The sequence below is a fragment of the Pseudomonas syringae group sp. J309-1 genome (genome assembly GCF_032582135.1).
In the GTDB taxonomy this organism is placed as follows: Bacteria; Pseudomonadota; Gammaproteobacteria; order Pseudomonadales; family Pseudomonadaceae; genus Aquipseudomonas; species Aquipseudomonas quasicaspiana.
On sequence record NZ_JAWHNU010000032.1, the window covers coordinates 1 to 17,412 of the forward strand.

17 protein-coding genes and 1 riboswitch are annotated in these 17,412 nt (G+C 58.8%); of the genes, 13 read left to right on the forward strand and 4 right to left on the reverse strand.

Features of this window, described 5'->3' with window-relative positions; all coding sequences use genetic code 11:
- Positions 1–294 precede the first annotated feature (294 nt).
- Positions 295–1,683 (reverse strand): sensor histidine kinase, encoded by a 1,389-nt coding sequence (locus RX972_RS17215; RefSeq protein WP_231677811.1) that lies wholly within the window; start codon positions 1,681–1,683, stop codon positions 295–297.
- Positions 1,670–2,347, reverse strand: coding sequence for a response regulator (locus RX972_RS17220; protein WP_027899765.1), 678 nt, complete (start codon positions 2,345–2,347; stop codon positions 1,670–1,672). The genes RX972_RS17215 and RX972_RS17220 overlap by 14 nt, the downstream gene beginning before the upstream one ends.
- A 459-nt stretch (positions 2,348–2,806) precedes the next feature.
- On the opposite strand from RX972_RS17220, the gene RX972_RS17225 reads away from it, so the two are divergent.
- From RX972_RS17225 to RX972_RS17240, 4 genes are all read left to right on the forward strand, one after another.
- On the forward strand, positions 2,807–3,796 hold the full coding sequence (locus RX972_RS17225) for a Bug family tripartite tricarboxylate transporter substrate binding protein (protein WP_164581656.1): 990 nt from the start codon (positions 2,807–2,809) through the stop codon (positions 3,794–3,796).
- Positions 3,797–3,857: 61 nt separating this feature from the next.
- Positions 3,858–4,316: a tripartite tricarboxylate transporter TctB family protein gene (locus RX972_RS17230; protein WP_027899763.1), complete on the forward strand. Its 459-nt coding sequence runs from the start codon at positions 3,858–3,860 to the stop codon at positions 4,314–4,316.
- A 3-nt stretch (positions 4,317–4,319) separates the two neighbouring features.
- Positions 4,320–5,834: a tripartite tricarboxylate transporter permease gene (locus RX972_RS17235; RefSeq protein WP_027899762.1), complete on the forward strand. Its 1,515-nt coding sequence runs from the start codon at positions 4,320–4,322 to the stop codon at positions 5,832–5,834.
- A complete protein-coding gene (locus RX972_RS17240; protein WP_263270696.1) occupies positions 5,827–6,861 on the forward strand; it encodes an AbrB family transcriptional regulator in 1,035 nt (344 codons plus the stop codon). Before RX972_RS17235 ends, RX972_RS17240 begins: the two co-directional genes overlap by 8 nt.
- Positions 6,862–6,955: 94 nt before the next feature.
- On the opposite strand, the gene ung is transcribed toward RX972_RS17240, so the two are convergent.
- Positions 6,956–7,648 carry a uracil-DNA glycosylase gene (gene ung / locus RX972_RS17245; protein ID WP_316877367.1) on the reverse strand — a complete coding sequence of 231 codons (693 nt, stop codon included), beginning with the start codon at positions 7,646–7,648 and terminating at the stop codon, positions 6,956–6,958.
- Between the two features lie 164 nt (positions 7,649–7,812).
- On the opposite strand from ung, the gene RX972_RS17250 reads away from it, so the two are divergent.
- From RX972_RS17250 to RX972_RS17260, 3 genes are all read left to right on the forward strand, one after another.
- Positions 7,813–8,925 (forward strand): enoyl-CoA hydratase/isomerase family protein, encoded by a 1,113-nt coding sequence (locus tag RX972_RS17250; protein WP_316877369.1) that lies wholly within the window; start codon positions 7,813–7,815, stop codon positions 8,923–8,925.
- An 86-nt stretch (positions 8,926–9,011) separates the two neighbouring features.
- On the forward strand, positions 9,012–9,263 hold the full coding sequence (locus tag RX972_RS17255; protein ID WP_099268543.1) for a type II toxin-antitoxin system HicA family toxin: 252 nt from the start codon (positions 9,012–9,014) through the stop codon (positions 9,261–9,263).
- Positions 9,260–9,601: a type II toxin-antitoxin system HicB family antitoxin gene (locus tag RX972_RS17260; RefSeq protein ID WP_122398368.1), complete on the forward strand. Its 342-nt coding sequence runs from the start codon at positions 9,260–9,262 to the stop codon at positions 9,599–9,601. Before RX972_RS17255 ends, RX972_RS17260 begins: the two co-directional genes overlap by 4 nt.
- Positions 9,602–9,700: 99 nt before the next feature.
- On the opposite strand, the gene RX972_RS17265 is transcribed toward RX972_RS17260, so the two are convergent.
- Entirely contained in the window at positions 9,701–10,201 is a 501-nt protein-coding gene (locus RX972_RS17265; protein ID WP_231677808.1) for a hypothetical protein, read from the reverse strand.
- Positions 10,202–10,499: 298 nt separating this feature from the next.
- Positions 10,500–10,601: riboswitch (guanidine-I (ykkC/yxkD leader) on the forward strand.
- 59 nt (positions 10,602–10,660) lie between these two features.
- Here RX972_RS17265 and RX972_RS17270 point away from each other — a divergent pair.
- The 6 genes from RX972_RS17270 to RX972_RS17295 all read left to right on the forward strand — a co-directional run.
- A complete protein-coding gene (locus tag RX972_RS17270; protein ID WP_122708026.1) occupies positions 10,661–11,731 on the forward strand; it encodes a putative urea ABC transporter substrate-binding protein in 1,071 nt (356 codons plus the stop codon).
- A 27-nt stretch (positions 11,732–11,758) separates the two neighbouring features.
- Positions 11,759–12,574 (forward strand): ABC transporter permease, encoded by an 816-nt coding sequence (locus RX972_RS17275; protein WP_027899755.1) that lies wholly within the window; start codon positions 11,759–11,761, stop codon positions 12,572–12,574.
- Entirely contained in the window at positions 12,571–13,335 is a 765-nt protein-coding gene (locus RX972_RS17280; RefSeq protein WP_316877374.1) for an ABC transporter ATP-binding protein, read from the forward strand. The genes RX972_RS17275 and RX972_RS17280 overlap by 4 nt, the downstream gene beginning before the upstream one ends.
- A 12-nt stretch (positions 13,336–13,347) precedes the next feature.
- The gene (locus RX972_RS17285; protein WP_316877376.1) at positions 13,348–14,070 is read left to right on the forward strand and encodes an urea amidolyase associated protein UAAP1; all 723 of its coding nucleotides are present in this window, start codon (positions 13,348–13,350) and stop codon (positions 14,068–14,070) included.
- An 11-nt stretch (positions 14,071–14,081) separates the two neighbouring features.
- Positions 14,082–14,702, forward strand: a complete 621-nt coding sequence (locus tag RX972_RS17290) for an urea amidolyase associated protein UAAP2 (RefSeq protein ID WP_027899752.1) — start codon at positions 14,082–14,084, stop codon at positions 14,700–14,702.
- Positions 14,703–14,949: 247 nt separating this feature from the next.
- On the forward strand, positions 14,950–17,412 hold a 2,463-nt coding region (locus RX972_RS17295), incomplete at its 3' end, for a 5-oxoprolinase/urea amidolyase family protein (protein WP_316877379.1).

Here is a 17,412-nt window from a genome sequence, read left to right on the forward strand (position 1 = left end):
TGCAACCGGGTAGCAGTGTTCAAAAGCAGGTTGAATGTAGGGGCGAGTCCATACATAGGACCGGCTTTAGCCGGGAGAGCGGTATGTCGCTAAAGAAAATTTAGCGAACATTCGGACTTCCTCCCGGCTAAAGCGGAACGCCGCCCGGCCGGTCCTACAGAATAGCGCGGTCTATGTGGGAGCGTGGCTTGCCCGCGATGCATGAGACGCAGCCTGGAAACATACCGCCTTATCGTTTATCGCGAGCAGGTCGCAATGCCGCCCACTCCCACAGATTTGCCAATGGCTCAAAGCCTACTGCGCCGCTATAAAACTCACCCGCACCTTCAACCCACCTGCAGCGCCGTCATGAAGACTGATCTGCGCCAGATGCGCGCGGCATATCTCGCCGACAATCGCCAATCCAAGACCTGACCCCTTGCCCTGCTGACGGCTGCGGTAGAAGCGCTCGAAGACGCGACTGCGTTCAGCCTCGGGAATGCCCGGACCATCATCCTCGACCTCTAGTACGCCCGGCGCACTGACCCGCAGGATCACGTTACCGCCTGAAGGTGTGTGCGCCAGCGCGTTATCGATAAGGTTGCTCAGCAACTCGTTAAGCAGTGTCGGCTCACCCCGCAGCCAGACCGGCTCATCCGCTTCAAGGGCAAGGGAAACGCCGTGAGCGTGGGCTAGCGGCGCCATCGCCATGCCCAGTTCGCGAGCCAACTGACTCAGATCCAGTGTCTGCGCCCCACCCTCCGCAATCGCGCGCGCACCATTCTCAATGCGTGCCAGCGACAACAACTGATTGGCCAGATGAGTCAGGCGATCAGTGCCCTGTGCCGCCGCCTCAAGCGTCGTGCGCCAATGTGCGGGTTCTGGATCACGCAGCCCCAGCTCGACCCGTGCTTTAAGCGCTGCCAAAGGGGTACGCAACTCATGGGCGGCATCAGCGATAAATTGTGCCTGTCGCTCGAATTGCTGACGCAGACGCTCGGTAAAGTGGTTGAGCGCGTTAACCAGTGGATGCAGCTCGTGCTGAACCTCAACCAAAGGCAAGGCACGCAAATCATCGGGCTGACGTGATTCGACTTCAGTACGCAAGCGCTCCAGAGGCCGCAACGCGGCACTGACCGTGAACCACACGAGCAGTAACGCACCGGCACCCAGCATGCCCAGACGCAACAGCGTGTCGGCCATCAAACTGCGCGCCATGCTGACCCGGGCTTCTTCGGTCTCGGCAACACGAATCTCGGCCATGCCGTTCATGTTTGGCTCGCTGACCGGCTTGAGCAGACTGACCACTCGCACCGATTGTCCTTGATAGCGAGCGGTATAGAAGCTCGCCAGCGCCGGGTAATCATCGGTGCGCAACGTACCGGGAGGCGGAGGCGGCAGATTTTCATAGCCGGAAATCAGCTTACGGTTGATGTCATTGACCTGGTAATAGATGCGACCCGCGCTGTCGTAAGCGAAGGTGTCCAGAGCGATATAAGGCACATCGGCGCTCAGGGTTCCATCACGCTGGGAAACACCCGCAGCAATCGTTCGCGCCGATGCCAGCAAGGTTCGGTCGTAAGCGATGTCAGCTGCTTCCCGGCCATTCCAGTAAGCGCTGAGCCCGCTGGCCAGCATCAGGACGGTGAGCAATACGCCCAGATTCCACAGCAACCGCCAGCGCAGGCTGTTATGGCTGCTCATCGCGGCTTTCCAGCAAATAGCCAAGGCCGCGGAAGGTCACGATCGCCACCGGATGGCCGTCGAGTTTTTTACGCAGTCGATGCACATAGATTTCGATAGCATCGGCGCTGGCTTCCTCATCCAGGCCAAACACCTGAGAGGCCACCTGCTCCTTGCTCATCACCCTGCCAGGCCGGGCAATAAGCGCTTCAAGCACTGCCTGCTCCCGAGACGTCAGCGTCAGCAATTCATCGCCCAAGGTGAATCGGCGAGTATCCAGATCGTAAGCCAGCACGCCACAGCGCTGCTGCCGTTCGCCACCCAGCACGCTGCGGCGCAGCAAGGCTTTGACCCGGGCTTCCAGCTCGGAAAGCTCAAACGGTTTAGCCAGATAATCGTCAGCCCCAAGATTGAGGCCATGAACGCGATCCTTCACGTCACTGCGCGCAGTCAGCATCAGGACGGGCAGGTTCTTGCCCCGCCCGCGCAGCCGCGCCAGTACTTCAAAGCCATCCATGCGCGGCAGGCCGACATCGAGAATCACCGCAGCATATTCTTCGCTGCTCAACGCCAGATCAGCCGCCACACCATCGTGCAATACATCGACGGTCAGCCCGGCCCCTTTAAGGGCCTGGGCAACGCTTTCGGCTAATTGCAGATGATCTTCGACGAGAAGAACACGCATCGACTTCTCCTGAGTGCGTGGCTTTTGTGGAGCCCGGAGTTTACAGGCGCGTTACATGCTGTGAAGTATTGAAACAGCTCTAAACGCAATTTATATGGTCATTGAAAGGTAGCTGAAAGGTTTATGAAAGTTTCGGTGTTTAGCATCGGGATGTTTAGCGACAAACCGCGCCGTTTCAGCGGCCGTAAAGAAAAGCACCATGATGTGCTTTCACAATAAGAACAAGAATGGAGTCGACCATGACACAGCCAATGTCCAGGGCTATCTCGCACGCCTGCAATTCCTATCCTGACGCTTTCGCCTTGACCGGCCGCTGCACGCATTTCATTGCGGGCGCATTCTCGTTGCCTTTCGATATTCATTCACTGCGATGAAGCCGCTTACTGGCGTGCCCCCTTGTGGCCGCCTGTAAAACCGGATCGAACACCCGTTCCACCCCCAAAAACAAAAATCTGGAGACTGACCATGACTTTATCCTTGCGTCGCTTCGCACTGGCTGCTGGCTGCATGATGCTCGCCACGCAACTGTTCGCGGCCGACGAACCCAAGCGCCCTGAATGTATCGCCCCGGCCTCGCCCGGTGGCGGCTTCGACCTGACCTGCAAACTGGTCCAGAGCGCACTGATCAACGAGAAAATCCTTACCAAACCGATGCGTGTGACCTACATGCCCGGTGGTGTCGGTGCTGTGGCTTATAACGCGGTTGTAGCACAGCGTCCTGCTGATGCGGGCACGTTGGTGGCGTGGTCAAGCGGTTCGCTGTTGAATCTGGCGCAAGGCAAGTTCGGCCGATTTGACGAGGGCGCTGTGCGCTGGCTGGCCGCAGTGGGAACCAGCTACGGCGCCATCGCAGTGAAGAGCGATTCGCCTTACAAAACCCTCGACGATCTGGTCAAGGCGCTCAAGGCTGACCCAAGCAAAGTCGTGATCGGCTCCGGCGGCACCGTCGGTAGCCAGGACTGGATGCAAACCGCACTGATCGCCAAGGCTGCCGGGATCAACCCGCGCGACTTGCGTTATGTCGCCCTCGAAGGCGGCGGTGAAATCGCTACTGCACTGCTCGGCGGCCACATCCAGGTGGGCAGTACTGACATTTCCGACTCCATGCCGCACATCCTCAGTGGCGACATGCGCCTGCTGGCCGTGTTCTCCGAGAAGCGCCTGGATGAGCCGGAAATGAAGAACATTCCGACCGCCAAAGAGCAAGGCTACGACATCGTCTGGCCCGTGGTTCGCGGCTTCTATCTGGGGCCAAAAGTCACCGACGCAGAGTACGACTGGTGGAAAGCCGCGTTCGACAAACTGCTGGCTTCGGAAGAGTTCGCCAAGCTGCGTGACCAGCGTGAACTGTTCCCCTTCGCCATGACCGGTGCCGAGCTGGACACCTACGTGAAGAAGCAGGTTGCTGACTACAAGACCCTGGCCAAGGAATTCGGCCTGATTCAGTGATCGATTGACTGACTAGTGGTTGCAGCTGCCTGCGCGGCAGCGCAACCCGGGAGCTTTCACCATGGTGATCCAACGTATTTTTGCCGCTGTACTGCTGCTGGTTTGCGCCGGTCTGGCAGTCATGGCTTGGCCCTATCAGGCGCCGTTCTCCTACGAGCCGGTTGGTCCCCGGGCTTTTCCCCTGCTGATGCTGGGGTTGATGAGCCTGGCCTTGCTTTACATGCTGTTCCGCCCGGCCGCCATTGTGCACACCGAAGAAGAGCCCGCGCTGGATCGCGACACCATCGTCAAGATCGTCGCATGCGTGGCCTTGCTGCTGATTTTTGCCGGCACCTTCGAACCACTGGGCTTCATCCTCAGCAGCATTCTGATCGGCATCCCCATGGCACGCCTGTATGGCGGCCGCTGGGTACCCAGCGTGATCGTGGTGATTCTGATGAGCGTCGGTCTTTACCTGCTTTTCGATAAAGCCATGGACGTACCGTTGCCCCTGGGCCTGCTCGACGTTCTGGAGAACTAATAAATGGATACTTTCAGCTATCTGGGCCAGGGCTTCGGCGTTGCACTGACTCCTTACAACCTCATTACCGCACTGTCCGGAACCCTGATCGGCACGGTGGTCGGGCTGCTCCCGGGCCTGGGCCCGATCAACGGTGTTGCGTTGTTGATCCCGATTGCCTTTGCCCTGGGCCTGCCGCCGGAATCGGCGCTGATCCTGTTGGCAGCAGTGTATCTAGGCTGTGAATACGGCGGCCGAATCAGCTCGATCCTGCTGAACATTCCAGGCGAAGCATCGACCGTCATGACTACCCTCGACGGCTACCCAATGGCCCGTCAAGGCCTGGCAGGCGTCGCCCTGTCATTGTCGGCATGGAGCTCATTCATTGGTGCCTTTATCGCCACCTGCGGCATGGTGCTGTTCGCCCCGCTACTGGCGAAATGGGCGATAGCCTTTGGACCTGCGGAATACTTCGTGCTGATGGTGTTTGCCATTGTCTGCCTTGGAGGCATGGCGGGTGACCGGCCCGTCAAAACCTTTATTGCAGCCTTGATCGGTCTGTTCCTGTCGGCCGTCGGGATCGATGCCAACAGCGGCGTATACCGCTTCACCGGTGACAACATCCACCTGACTGACGGTATCCAGTTTGTGGTGTTGGTACTGGGTCTGTTTTCCATCAGCGAAATTCTCTTGCTGCTGGAAAAAACCCACCGTGGTCAGGAAGCGGTAAAAGCCACCGGCCGCATGATGTTCAACCTCAAGGAAGCGGGCTCGGTGTTCGTGGTGAACATTCGCTGCGGCTTGCTGGGTTTCATCATGGGCGTACTGCCGGGTGCCGGTGCAACACTGGCCAGCGCAGTGGCGTACATGACCGAGAAGCGTATTGCTGGTGCCAGTGGCAAGTTCGGCCAAGGCGACATGCGCGGTCTGGCCGCCCCTGAAACGGCTATTGGTGCTTCAGCGTGCGGCGCTCTGGTGCCCATGCTGACACTGGGGGTTCCAGGTTCGGGCACCACAGCGGTGATGATCGGCGCATTGTCGCTGTACAACATCACACCGGGGCCCATGCTGTTCCAACAGCAACCGGACATCGTCTGGGGCCTTATCGCTTCGTTGTTCATCGCCAACATCATGCTGGTGATCCTCAACATTCCGATGATCCGCATCTTCACGCGCATCCTCAATGTGCCGAACTGGGCACTGGTGCCTGTGATTGCAATCATCACCGGGATCGGCGTCTATGCTGTGCATGCCACCACCTTCGACCTGTTCCTGATGGTCGGCATCGGCATCTTCGGTTACATCCTGCGCAAGCTGGATTTCCCGCTGTCGCCAATCCTGCTGGGCTTCATCCTGGGCGGTTTGATGGAGCAGAACCTGCGTCGCGCACTGTCGATTTCCAACGGTGCAATGGAGATTCTGTGGTCCAGCCCGATCACCATGGGCGTCTGGGCGCTGACCATCGTCATGCTGCTGTTCCCGGTTATCCGTATCTGGCGCAAGCGCAATGCCCAACGCAGTGCAGCGACCAGTGTCTGATAGACCTTTCAAAAGCTGGTGGGCAACACCGCTGGTCGGCCTGGCTGGCGGTTACCTCGCCAGCCAGGTCGGCTGGCCTCTTCCCTGGATGGTCGGCTCGCTGTTGGCGATCATCCTCGTTCGGTGCCTGACACCCTGGCAACTGGCCGAAATACCCGGCGGCCGCAAATGCGGCCAATGGATTGTCGGCATTGGTATTGGCTTGCACTTCACCCCGGTGGTGATCGAGCAAGTCCTGGCGCACTTCGGGCTTATTTTTTTCGCGGCACTGATCACCAGTATTTCCAGTGTGGTGGGTGTGTGGCTCATGCTTCGTACCGGAGAAGACCGCGCAACGGCGTTCTTTTCCAGCATGCCCGGTGGCTCGGGGGAAATGGTCAACCTCGGTTCACGCAATGGCGCCATCCTCAGTAGCGTCGCCGCCGGGCAAAGCCTGCGGGTACTGACGGTGGTACTTTGCGTTCCGGCAATCTTCAAATACCTGATGGGTGAAGGCACGCCGATTGTTCACGCTGGAAGCGTCAACTGGCTGTGGCTGGCGGTATTGTTCCCGCTGGGTGCGGCGGTGGCCTGGCTCTGGCAACGGTTGAAGCAGCCCAATCCCTGGTTGTTCGGGCCTTTACTGGTCAGTGCGGCCATCAGCGTCAGCTTCGATCTGCATATTGGCCTGCCGGACGGCAGCAGCCAGACCGGTCAGTGGTTGATCGGCAGCGGGCTAGGTTGCCACTTCAATCGCCAGTTCTTTCGCCGCGCACCGTCATTTATAGCCCGGACACTGCTCGGCACTGCCCTGACCATGTTTATCGCAGCCCTCGCCGCTTTCGCCCTGAGCACCGCGACTCATCTCGACTTGCGCTCGTTGACCCTGGGAATGATGCCTGGCGGCATTGCGGAAATGAGCCTGACAGCCGAAGTCCTGCAGCTATCAGTACCCTTGGTGACTGCGATGCAGGTAATGAGATTGTTGTTTGTACTGTTTTTGGCCGAGCCGATTTTTCGGTATTGGAATCGACGGGCTGGAGATTAGCGTTTTATGCAGGAGCTGCCGAAGGCTGCGAAACGATTTCCATGTCACACCGCCTTCGCAGCCTTCGGCAGCTCCTGCAAAAGATGTGATCTCATCAATCCTGCGGCAATCGCCACTCAATCGGCGCCATACCGTTCTGCTCAAGATACTTGTTCGCCCTGCTGAAATGCCCACACCCCAGAAAGCCTTTATAGGCCGAAAGCGGCGAAGGATGCACCGACGTCAGCACAAGGTGTTTGGTGGCATCGACCAGTTTCTGTTTGCTCTGCGCATGGGCGCCCCACAACATGAACACCAGATGCGGCTGCTGGGCGCTGACCGTCTCGATGACCTTATCGGTGAAATGCTGCCAGCCTTTGCCGGCGTGGGACGCAGCATTGGCGCGCTCTACGGTCAGCGTGGTATTGAGCATCAAGACCCCTTGATCGGCCCAGGATTGCAAGTGGCCGTGGCGAGGGATATCAATGTTCAGGTCACGCTTCAACTCTTTATAGATGTTGACCAGCGAAGGTGGCGCAGGCACGCCCGGCTGGACCGAAAAGCACAAGCCGTGAGCCTGACCCGGACCGTGGTACGGGTCCTGCCCAAGAATCACCACCTTGACCTTATCCAGCGGGGTCGAATTCAGCGCGTTGAAAATCAGCGGGCCCGGCGGGTAGATTTCCTTGCCTGCTGCATGTTCCTGGCGCAGGAACTCACGCAACAGGCCCATGTAAGGCTTTTCGAACTCCTCACGCAGTGCCTGCTTCCAGCTGGGGTCAAGTTTGATGCGGTCGTCGCTTGTCATGGTCACACCCTGAAATCAATGCGCGGACACTAGGAAAGCTGGCCGCCAATGTCAAATCAGCTCGTCGCACCCAACCTTTTCCTACACTGAACCTCATGCAACTTAACCCGACGCAGGACTATCACACCTGTGTTGGATACATGCATTGCCCTCGAGAGGTCACGATGAATCTGCAATTTGAAGAATTCCCGGCTCAGGATGGCGCACGCATCGGCATTGCCACTCTGGACGCCGAACAATCGTTGAACGCGCTATCGCTGCCCATGATCCTCGACCTGCAAGAACGGCTCGATGCCTGGGCCAGCGATGAAAAAATCGTCTGCGTTCTGCTGCGCGGCAAGGGCGCGAAGGCGTTCTGTGCCGGTGGCGACGTCCGCTCGCTGGTTGATCAGTGTCGTGAACACCCCGGCGAAGTTCCACCCCTGGCCGCCAACTTCTTCGCCGCCGAGTATCGACTCGACTACAGCCTGCACACTTATCCCAAACCCCTGATCTGCTGGGGCCACGGCTACGTGCTCGGTGGCGGCATGGGTCTGTTGCAAGGCGCAAGCACGCGGATTGTGACGCCGAGCAGTCGGCTGGCCATGCCGGAAATCAGCATAGGGCTGTTTCCGGACGTTGGCGCCAGTTGGTTCCTGTCACGTCTACCCGGCAAGCTCGGCCTGTTTCTGGGACTGACTGGCGCTCACATCAATGCGCATGACGCTCTGGATCTGGATCTGGCTGATCGCTTCATGCTTGATGAGCAACAGGAGGATTTGATCGAAGGCCTGCAGCAATTGAACTGGCAGGAGCAAACCTCAATCCAGCTCAATAGCCTGCTCAAGGCCCTGCAACACGAAGCCCTTGGTCGATTGCCAGAGGCGCAATGGTTGCCACGCCGAGGGCAGATCGACGAATTGCTCGACGTCGGCAACCTGCCCTGCGCGTGGAATGCGATCAGCCACTTGCAGCACAGCGATGACGTACTGCTGGCCCGCGCCGCAAAAAACCTGACCCACGGCTGCCCGCTCACTGCACACCTCGTCTGGGAACAAATCCAGCGCGCCCGCCACATGTCGCTGGCTGAAGTGCTGCAAATGGAATACGCCATCAGCCTCAATTGCTGCCGCCATCCGGAGTTCAGCGAGGGCGTGCGTGCGCGGCTCATCGACAAAGACAACACGCCCCACTGGCATTGGCAGGACGTCGCGACGATTCCGCTGGCGGTAATCGATGCGCACTTCAGCAAGGCGTGGGAAGGACGGCATCCGTTGGCGGATTTGTCGGCATATTGAATTTTTTGCTCGACATCACCGGGCCAAGCTCCGTTTGACCTCTTTTCCGCTTGCGACTAGAATCAGTCGCACGGAATGGAGGCTGGATGTCCAAGCAAGAAAAGCTGCTCGCCAAGCTACTGAACAGGCAATCGGGATTTAGCTGGCCAGAACTGGTCGCGCTGTTGAAAGGTTTCGGCTACAAGCAAATCGAGGGTGATGGCAGCCGCGTCAAATTTGATAACGGCAATGCTCAAGCGATGATAAACCTGCATCGCCCCCATCCAGGCAATGAGATAAAGGCATACGTTAAACGACAGGTTATCGAGCATCTGAAAGCGGGAGGTCTGATTTCATGAGTACGCTGTTACAGCACCGGGGCTATTACGGTTCAATTGAAGCCAGCCCTGAAGATAACTGCCTGTTCGGAAAACTTCAGTTCATACGCGCACTGGTGAACTATGAAGGCGAAACCGTGGCGGAGCTATCTCAATCCTTTCGTAACGCGGTAGATGACTATCTGGATACTTGCTCAACTCTCGGGCAAGACCCGGAATTGCCCTGCAAAGGCTCGTTCAATGTCAGGGTCGGGCATGACCTGCATTTGGCAGCCAGCGTTGCCGCGACCCGCGATAAAATTTCACTTAATGACCTGACACGTAAAGCGCTTCGAGAATATCTGAGTCACCATGCGTGACTATAAAGCTGCAGGTTGATAAGCGTGATGAGCCGATAGTCCGAAGATACATATCAGACAGAAAAACGGCGCCCCAATGGAGCGCCGTTTTTGATTCACCTACCGATGTCCGCCTCGACCATCGCCACCGCGACCGCCGCGACCATCACCTCGTCCACCGCCCCTGCCGGGACCGCCGTGGCCTCTGCCATCACCATGACCATTTCCCCACGAAGGACCGGGTCGGCCTGGATTGCCGCGAAAGTCATTACGCGGCGAATTTCGGTACCCGGAGTTGCCGCGATAACGGTTGTCACCCCAACCGTAGCCGGGCGGACGGCCTGGCTGGTAATACCGTGGTAATGGAGGCGGCGCGTAGTACCGCACCGGCGGAGGTGAGTAATAACGCACCTGTGGCACTGAATAGTAGCGAGGCTGAGGCGCTACATAGATGCGCTGCTCCTGATAGTAATTAGAGCTGTAGCCATTGTCGTAAGAGTAAACACTGGTTCCGTAAGTGGTCGGCAACTCCGTCACCCGGGAGGAATAGTAGCCTGAGTCGGTGTAACAACCTGCGAGACTCAGGGTCAGCAAAACGATGAGCAAGGTTCGTCGATACATGGCGGCCTCCTGGACCGCGGTAGTGCACGCACCAGCGACGCTGGTCGGCGTCTATCAAACTGCAACAGACGAAAATAAGACATTAAAAAGACCCTCCAGTGCCCTGATCCGCCTGTCACCTGACGAGCTGCCGCCCCATCGCAGTGCGCTCGCGCACCATGTCACAGCAAAACGCATCAGCGTAGTAATCATCAGAATCGCTGTCAGCCACGGCGTGCGGGCCTTTCCATGACTTGGCACAACTCTCGCTTAACAAACCGTGTGCAGGAGTCAACTCAGGTTCGCGGCACCACAATTTGCAATAGCTGACTAGGGTTCCGGCTCGCCTTTGGCGAGTGGCTGGTCCGAGAGTTGGCGACCTCCAGTAGAGGTTACACGGCGGGATAAAAGCCCGGGAGACAGGACACCAGTGGTGTCGCGTTGCTCCTGATCGCCTTTCTTTCGCTACTGGAGGTAAACATGCAAAAGTCCCGTCTATTAGGTCTGCTCACCGCAGGCCTCATCGCTGCATCGATCCTCTCCCCGGCACACGCCGCCGTTAAAAAAGAATTCAATGTTTGCTGGACGATTTATGCCGGCTGGATGCCCTGGGAATACGCAGGCACTCAAGGCATCGTCGATAAATGGGCGAAAAAGTACGATATCAAAATCGATGTCACCCAGCTCAACGACTACGTCGAATCCATCAACCAATACACCGCTGGCCAGTTCGATGGCTGCACCATGACCAACATGGACGCGCTGACCATCCCGGCTGCGGGCGGCGTAGAAAGCACCGCGCTGGTAGTCAGCGACTTCTCCAACGGCAACGATGGCATTGTGATCAAGGGCACCGGCAAGAAAGTTGCCGACCTCAAAGGCATGGACGTCAACCTGGTAGAGCTTTCCGTTTCCCACTACCTGCTGGCCCGCGCGCTGGACAGCGTCGATCTTGCAGAAAAAGACCTGAAAGTGGTCAACACCTCCGATGCGGATATCTCTGCGGCTTTCAACACTGACGACGTGCAAGCCGTCACCACCTGGAACCCGATGCTGGCCGACATCAAAGCCAAGCCCGGCGTGACTGAAGTGTTCAACTCCAGCCAGATTCCTGGCGAGATCATGGACATGATGGTGGTCAACACCCAGACCCTGAAAGACAACCCGGCACTGGGCAAAGCCCTTACCGGCGCATGGTTTGAAGTGGTCGCACTGATGAACGCGAAAAACGCCCAGAGCAAAGCCGCTCTTGAGCACATGGCCAAAGCTTCCGGCACCGATCTGGCCGGTTTCCAGGCGCAACTGGACACCACCAAACTGTTCGCCACTCCCAAGGAAGCGCTTGAGTTCGCCACCAGCAAACAGCTGCCGGACACCATGCGCAAAGTCGCCAACTTCTCCTTCGAGCATGGCCTGCTCGGTGAAGGTGCCAAAGACTCCAGCGCGGTGGGCATGACCTTCGCCAATGGCGTGACCTCTGGTGACAAGGCCAACCAGAAGCTGCACTTCGATCCGAGTTACGTGCAGATGGCTGCCGACGGCAAGTTGTAATCCGGGTCCCGCTGAAAGGTCATTGCCATGCGCTTGATAAATCGCCGCCCGGATCGCGCCAGCCGCCTGATCCTGGTGCTCCTGCCGTTCGCCTTGCTGCTGTTCGCCTACTTCACGGGCTCGGCAACCCGGCTGACGGAAAACCCCAACGACAAGCTGTTGCCCAGTGCGGTTCAGATGGCCGATGCAGTAAAACGCATGGCCTTCACCGAGGACCAACGCAGCGGCGGCTATCTGCTGTGGCAGGACACCGGTTCCAGTCTGCAACGTCTGGCTATCGGCTTGGGTATCAGCGCCTTGCTGGGCCTGTGCCTGGGCATTGCCTCGGGGATTCTGCCGTTGTTCGGCGCACCGTTGTCGCCCTTACTGACGGTGCTGTCGATGGTGCCACCGCTGGCGATTCTGCCGATCCTGTTCATTGTCTTCGGGTTGGGCGAACTGTCGAAAGTGATGCTGATCGTGATCGGTATCACGCCGATTCTGGCCCGCGACCTTGAGCAGCGCGCCCGGGAAATTCCCGTCGAGTTGCTGATCAAGGCGCAGACGTTGGGCGCATCAACCTGGACGCTGATCCTGAGGGTGATCCTGCCGCAATTGCTGCCACGCCTGCTGATCGCTCTGCGACTGGTACTGGGCTCGGCCTGGTTGTTCCTGATCGCCGCCGAAGCCATCGCCTCCACCGATGGCCTTGGGTATCGGATCTTTCTGGTTAGGCGTTATCTGGCCATGGACGTGATTCTTCCCTATGTGGTCTGGATCACCCTGCTGGCCTGGCTCATGGATTGGGGTCTCAAGGCGTTGACCCGTAAAGCCTTTCCCTGGTATGAGGGGGCACGCGGATGAGCTTCATTTCAGTCAATAACGTCTGGCAGCAGTACGACGACCTGGTGGTGCTGGAAGGCCTGAACCTGAGCGTCGCCGAAGGCGAGTTCTGCACACTGGTGGGCGCTTCGGGCTGCGGCAAGTCGACCTTTCTGCGCCTGTTGCTGGGCCAGGAAGTCGCCAGCAAAGGCTGCATCACCCTGGACGGCAAGGCACTGGCGAGCGAGCCGGATGCCAGTCGCGGTGTGGTGTTCCAGCGCTATTCGGTGTTCCCGCATCTTTCAGTACTGGACAACGTCGCGCTGGGTCTTGAGCTCCCACGCTCGGCATTCCTTGGTCGATTGTTTGGTAAAGCCAAGCGCGAAGCAAGGGAACAGGCCGCGCATCTGCTGCACAAAGTCGGCCTCGGTCACGCACTGGACAAATACCCCGCGCAGCTGTCTGGCGGCATGCAACAACGGCTGGCCATTGCTCAAGCGCTGATCATGAAACCCAGAGTGCTGCTGCTCGACGAACCGTTCGGCGCGCTCGACCCTGGCATTCGCAAAGACATGCACGCCTTGTTGCTGGAGCTGTGGCGCGAGACCCAACTGACCGTGTTCATGGTCACTCACGACCTGGCCGAAGGCTTCAACCTCGGCACTCGTCTGTTGGTTTTCGACAAAGTGCGCATCGACCCTCACGCACCCGGCGCTTATGGCGCGCGCATCACTTACGACATCCCCCTGAACAGCGACCGCCGCGCCGCACGCGCCGCGCTTGATTCGCTGCAACAGGCTTAAAGGACATTGCTCATGACCACAAACACGTTATTCCCGGTCTTTGCCGAAGAGCTGCTGCCCGGTGGCGGCCATCGTTCCTTCATCCTCAAGCGCGGTGAGCTGCTGCGCCTGACCGATTTGAATGGCAATGCAAACGTCAGCCTGACGATGCTAAACGCAAACGAAAAAACCGAGCGGTTGAATCTGCCCGACAGCCTCAAGTGCCAACACACCGCCAAACTCACCAGCGGCCACTGCCTGTATTCGGACATGGGCCGCGTATTGACAGCGATTACGGCTGACACCTGCGGCTGGAGCGACAGCATCGGCGGCGTGCTCTGCGCTGATGAAGTCGCGGACAAGTACGGCCAGGGCCGCTATCAGGAACTGCGCAATGGCTTCTTCCGCAACGGCGTCGACAACCTGCTGGTCGAGCTGGGCAAGTGGGGCCTGGGGTTATCCGACCTGCTGATGACCTTGAACCTGTTCAGCCGAGTGAGCGTTGACGACGCAGGCAAGCTGCACTTCGTGCCGAACAACTCCAAAGCGGGTGACTACATCGAGCTGTACGCACCGATGGACACGCTGGTGGTGCTCACCGCTCTGCAACACCCCATGGACCCGAACCCGGAATACGCGCCACAACCGGTCCAGTTGAGCTGGATGAAAGCCGACGCCCGCGTCGCCGAACACTGCCGTACGTCCCGCCCGGAAAACGAGCGCGGTTTCATCAACACCGACCGCCTGTTCGCCTGAGGAGCATTGTCATGAGTCTGCATTCCAACATCCCGACCACCACTACTCACATCCCGGCAGGCGAGCCGTCGCTGACCGAACTCAAGGCCGGGCAAACCCTGCGCATCCTCGATCTGGAGGGCAACCAGGCAATCGATACGCTGTTCTTCAGCCTTGCCAACCCTCGTGAGCGCTATGACGTACAGCGCACATTGCGCCGTCAGGGCAGCGTTTACCTGACCACAGGCAGCGTGCTGTATTCCAATCTCGGCAAGCCGATGCTGACCATCGTCGATGACACCTGTGGTCGCCACGACACCCTCGGCGGTGCCTGCGCGCAAGAGAGCAACACCGTGCGTTACGCCCTGGAAAAACGCCACATGCACAGCTGCCGCGACAACTACCTGCGCGCCTGTGCCCACGATGGTCGTCTGGGCAAAGGCGACATCGGGCCAAACATCAACTTCTTCATGAACGTGCCGGTCACCGCTGATGGCGGGCTGACCTTTGAGGACGGTATTTCCGCCCCCGGCAAGTACGTGGAACTGCGCGCAGAAATGGACGTGATCGTGCTGATCTCCAACTGCCCGCAATTGAACAACCCATGCAACGGCTACAACCCGACACCGGCTGAATTGCACGTCTGGAATTGATCTCTCCGGCTGCATGTATACCTGTGGGAGCAGAGCTTGCTCGCGATAAGGCTCGACGCGATCCAAAGTGAACCGAGTCTAGCCTTATCGCGAGCAAGCTCAGCTCCCACAAGGAATCTCCATTGCAATCCAGATTTTGCAGCACCTGAACACACCACGACGGACGACCCTCGTGCAGACACATCAATAGCGGGACGGCCCGCTTCCCAGTTTGAGGTCGAGCTGATCGGCTTCCGGGGTTCAAGAAATGTTCGACAAACTGCTGATTGCCAACCGTGGCGCCATTGCCTGCCGCATCCTGCGAACCTTGCGTGCACTGCACGTCAAAGGCGTCGCAGTGTATTCCGAAGCGGACGCTGCCAGCCTGCACCTGCTGGAAGCCGACGAAGCCCACAGCCTGGGTGAAGGCGGCGCAGCCGGTACCTATCTGGCGGTGGACAAAATCCTCGCCATCGCCAAAACCAGTGGCGCTAAAGCCATCCATCCCGGTTACGGTTTTCTTTCGGAAAACGCGGCCTTTGCTCAGGCTTGTGAAGACGCAGGGATCGCTTTCGTGGGCCCAACGCCCGAGCAACTGCGGGTCTTCGGCCTCAAGCACACCGCTCGTGCGCTGGCGAAGAAGCACGGTGTACCAATGCTCGAAGGCACCGAGCTACTCGACAGCGTCGAAGCCGCCCTGAGCGCTGCGGAAATCATCGGCTACCCGATGATGCTGAAAAGCACCGCGGGTGGTGGCGGGATTGGCATGCGCGTCTGCCGCACTGCCGCAGAACTGAGCGAATCCTTCGAGGCCGTCAAACGTCTCGGGCAGAACAATTTCAGCGACTCCGGCGTATTCATCGAGAAATACATCCAGCGCGCCCGACACCTTGAAGTGCAGGTCTTCGGCGACGGTTGCGGTGAAGTGCTGGCCCTTGGCGTGCGTGACTGTTCCGTACAGCGGCGTAACCAGAAAGTCCTCGAAGAAACCCCTGCGCCAAACTTGCCCGACGGCATGGGTGAAGCGCTGTGCATGGCGGCGATCAAACTTGCCAAAGCCGTTAACTATCGCAGTGCAGGAACTGTGGAGTTTGTTTTCGACAGCGACGATCAGCGCTTCTATTTCCTTGAAGTGAACACCCGCCTGCAAGTCGAGCACGGCGTGACCGAGCAAGTCTGGGGTGTCGATCTGGTCAGCTGGATGGTGCAACTGGCGGCCGGTGACCTACCGCCGTTGTCGGAACTGCAAGCCGCACTCAAGCCCAGCGGCCACGCCATTCAGGCGCGATTGTACGCCGAAGATCCAGGGCGGGATTTTCAGCCCTGCCCTGGCTTACTGACGGCGGTGAACTTCCCGGCTGTGGATGGAAAAAGCTTGCGCATAGATACCTGGGTAGAAGCCGGCTGCGAAATCCCGCCGTTCTTCGATCCGATGATCGCCAAGGTGATCAGTTGGGCCCCCAATCGCCAGTTGGCCAGCGATGGACTGGCCAATGCCTTGAGCGAAACCCGCCTGTATGGCGTGGAGACCAATCGCGATTACCTGCGGCAGATTATCGCCGACGTACCGTTCGCCAGTGGCCAGCCATGGACTCGCTGCCTGGAAGGTCTGGTCTATCAGGCCGATACCTTTGAAGTGCTCAGTGGCGGTACCCAAACCAGCGTCCAGGATTATCCTGGCCGCCTGGGTTACTGGGCGGTAGGCGTGCCGCCTTCAGGTCCGATGGACAGCCGTGCTTTGCGTTTGGGCAACGGTTTGCTGGGCAATGCCGAAGGTTGTGCTGCACTGGAAATCACCATGAGCGGCCCGCTGCTGCGCTTCAACACCGATGCTGTGGTGGCGGTTACCGGCGCCGTTATTCCTCTGATGCTGGACGGTCAGCCGCAGCCAATGAACACAGCAGTGTTCGTGCCCGCTGGTTCACAACTGGCGCTGGGCACAATTGCCGGGGCCGGTGCGCGCAGTTATCTGTGTGTACGTGGCGGGCTGGATGTGCCGGATTATCTGGGCAGTAAAAGCACGTTCACCCTGGGCCAGTTTGGTGGCCACGGCGGGCGCGCTTTGCGGGCGGGCGACGTGCTGCATATTTCGCCGTTGATTGATCGCAGCGCCGGGCAGCAGGTCCCTTCAGAGCAACTGGAGGACTTGCCGAGCGTGCGCCATATCCGTGTGATCTATGGCCCGCATGGGGCACCTGAATACTTCACCGAAAATTACATGCAGACGTTCTTCGCCACCCAGTGGGAAGTGCACTTCAACTCCAGCCGCACCGGCGTGCGCCTGATCGGGCCGAAGCCGGAATGGGTCCGGGCCGATGGCGGAGAGGCGGGACTGCATCCGTCGAACATTCATGACAACCCGTATGCGATTGGCGCAGTGGATTTCACCGGTGATATGCCGGTGATCCTCGGCCCGGACGGTCCATCTCTGGGTGGCTTCGTCTGCCCGGTGACCATCATCGAGGCGGACCTTTGGCAACTGGGCCAGCTCAAGGCTGGGGACAAGGTGATGTTTCATGCGGTGAGCCTTGAACAGGCACGCAGATTTATCGGTAGGAGCGAACTTGTTCGCGATGAGGCCGTTGCATCCGATGCATCTTCTGCGTCTGGAATGCCCTCATCGCGGGCAAGCGCGCTCCTACAGGGGGACGGCGGTGTAGCGCAGTCCAGTGGGAGCGAATTCATTCGCGATGAGGCTGGTGCATCCGATACATCTTCTGCGTCCGAAATG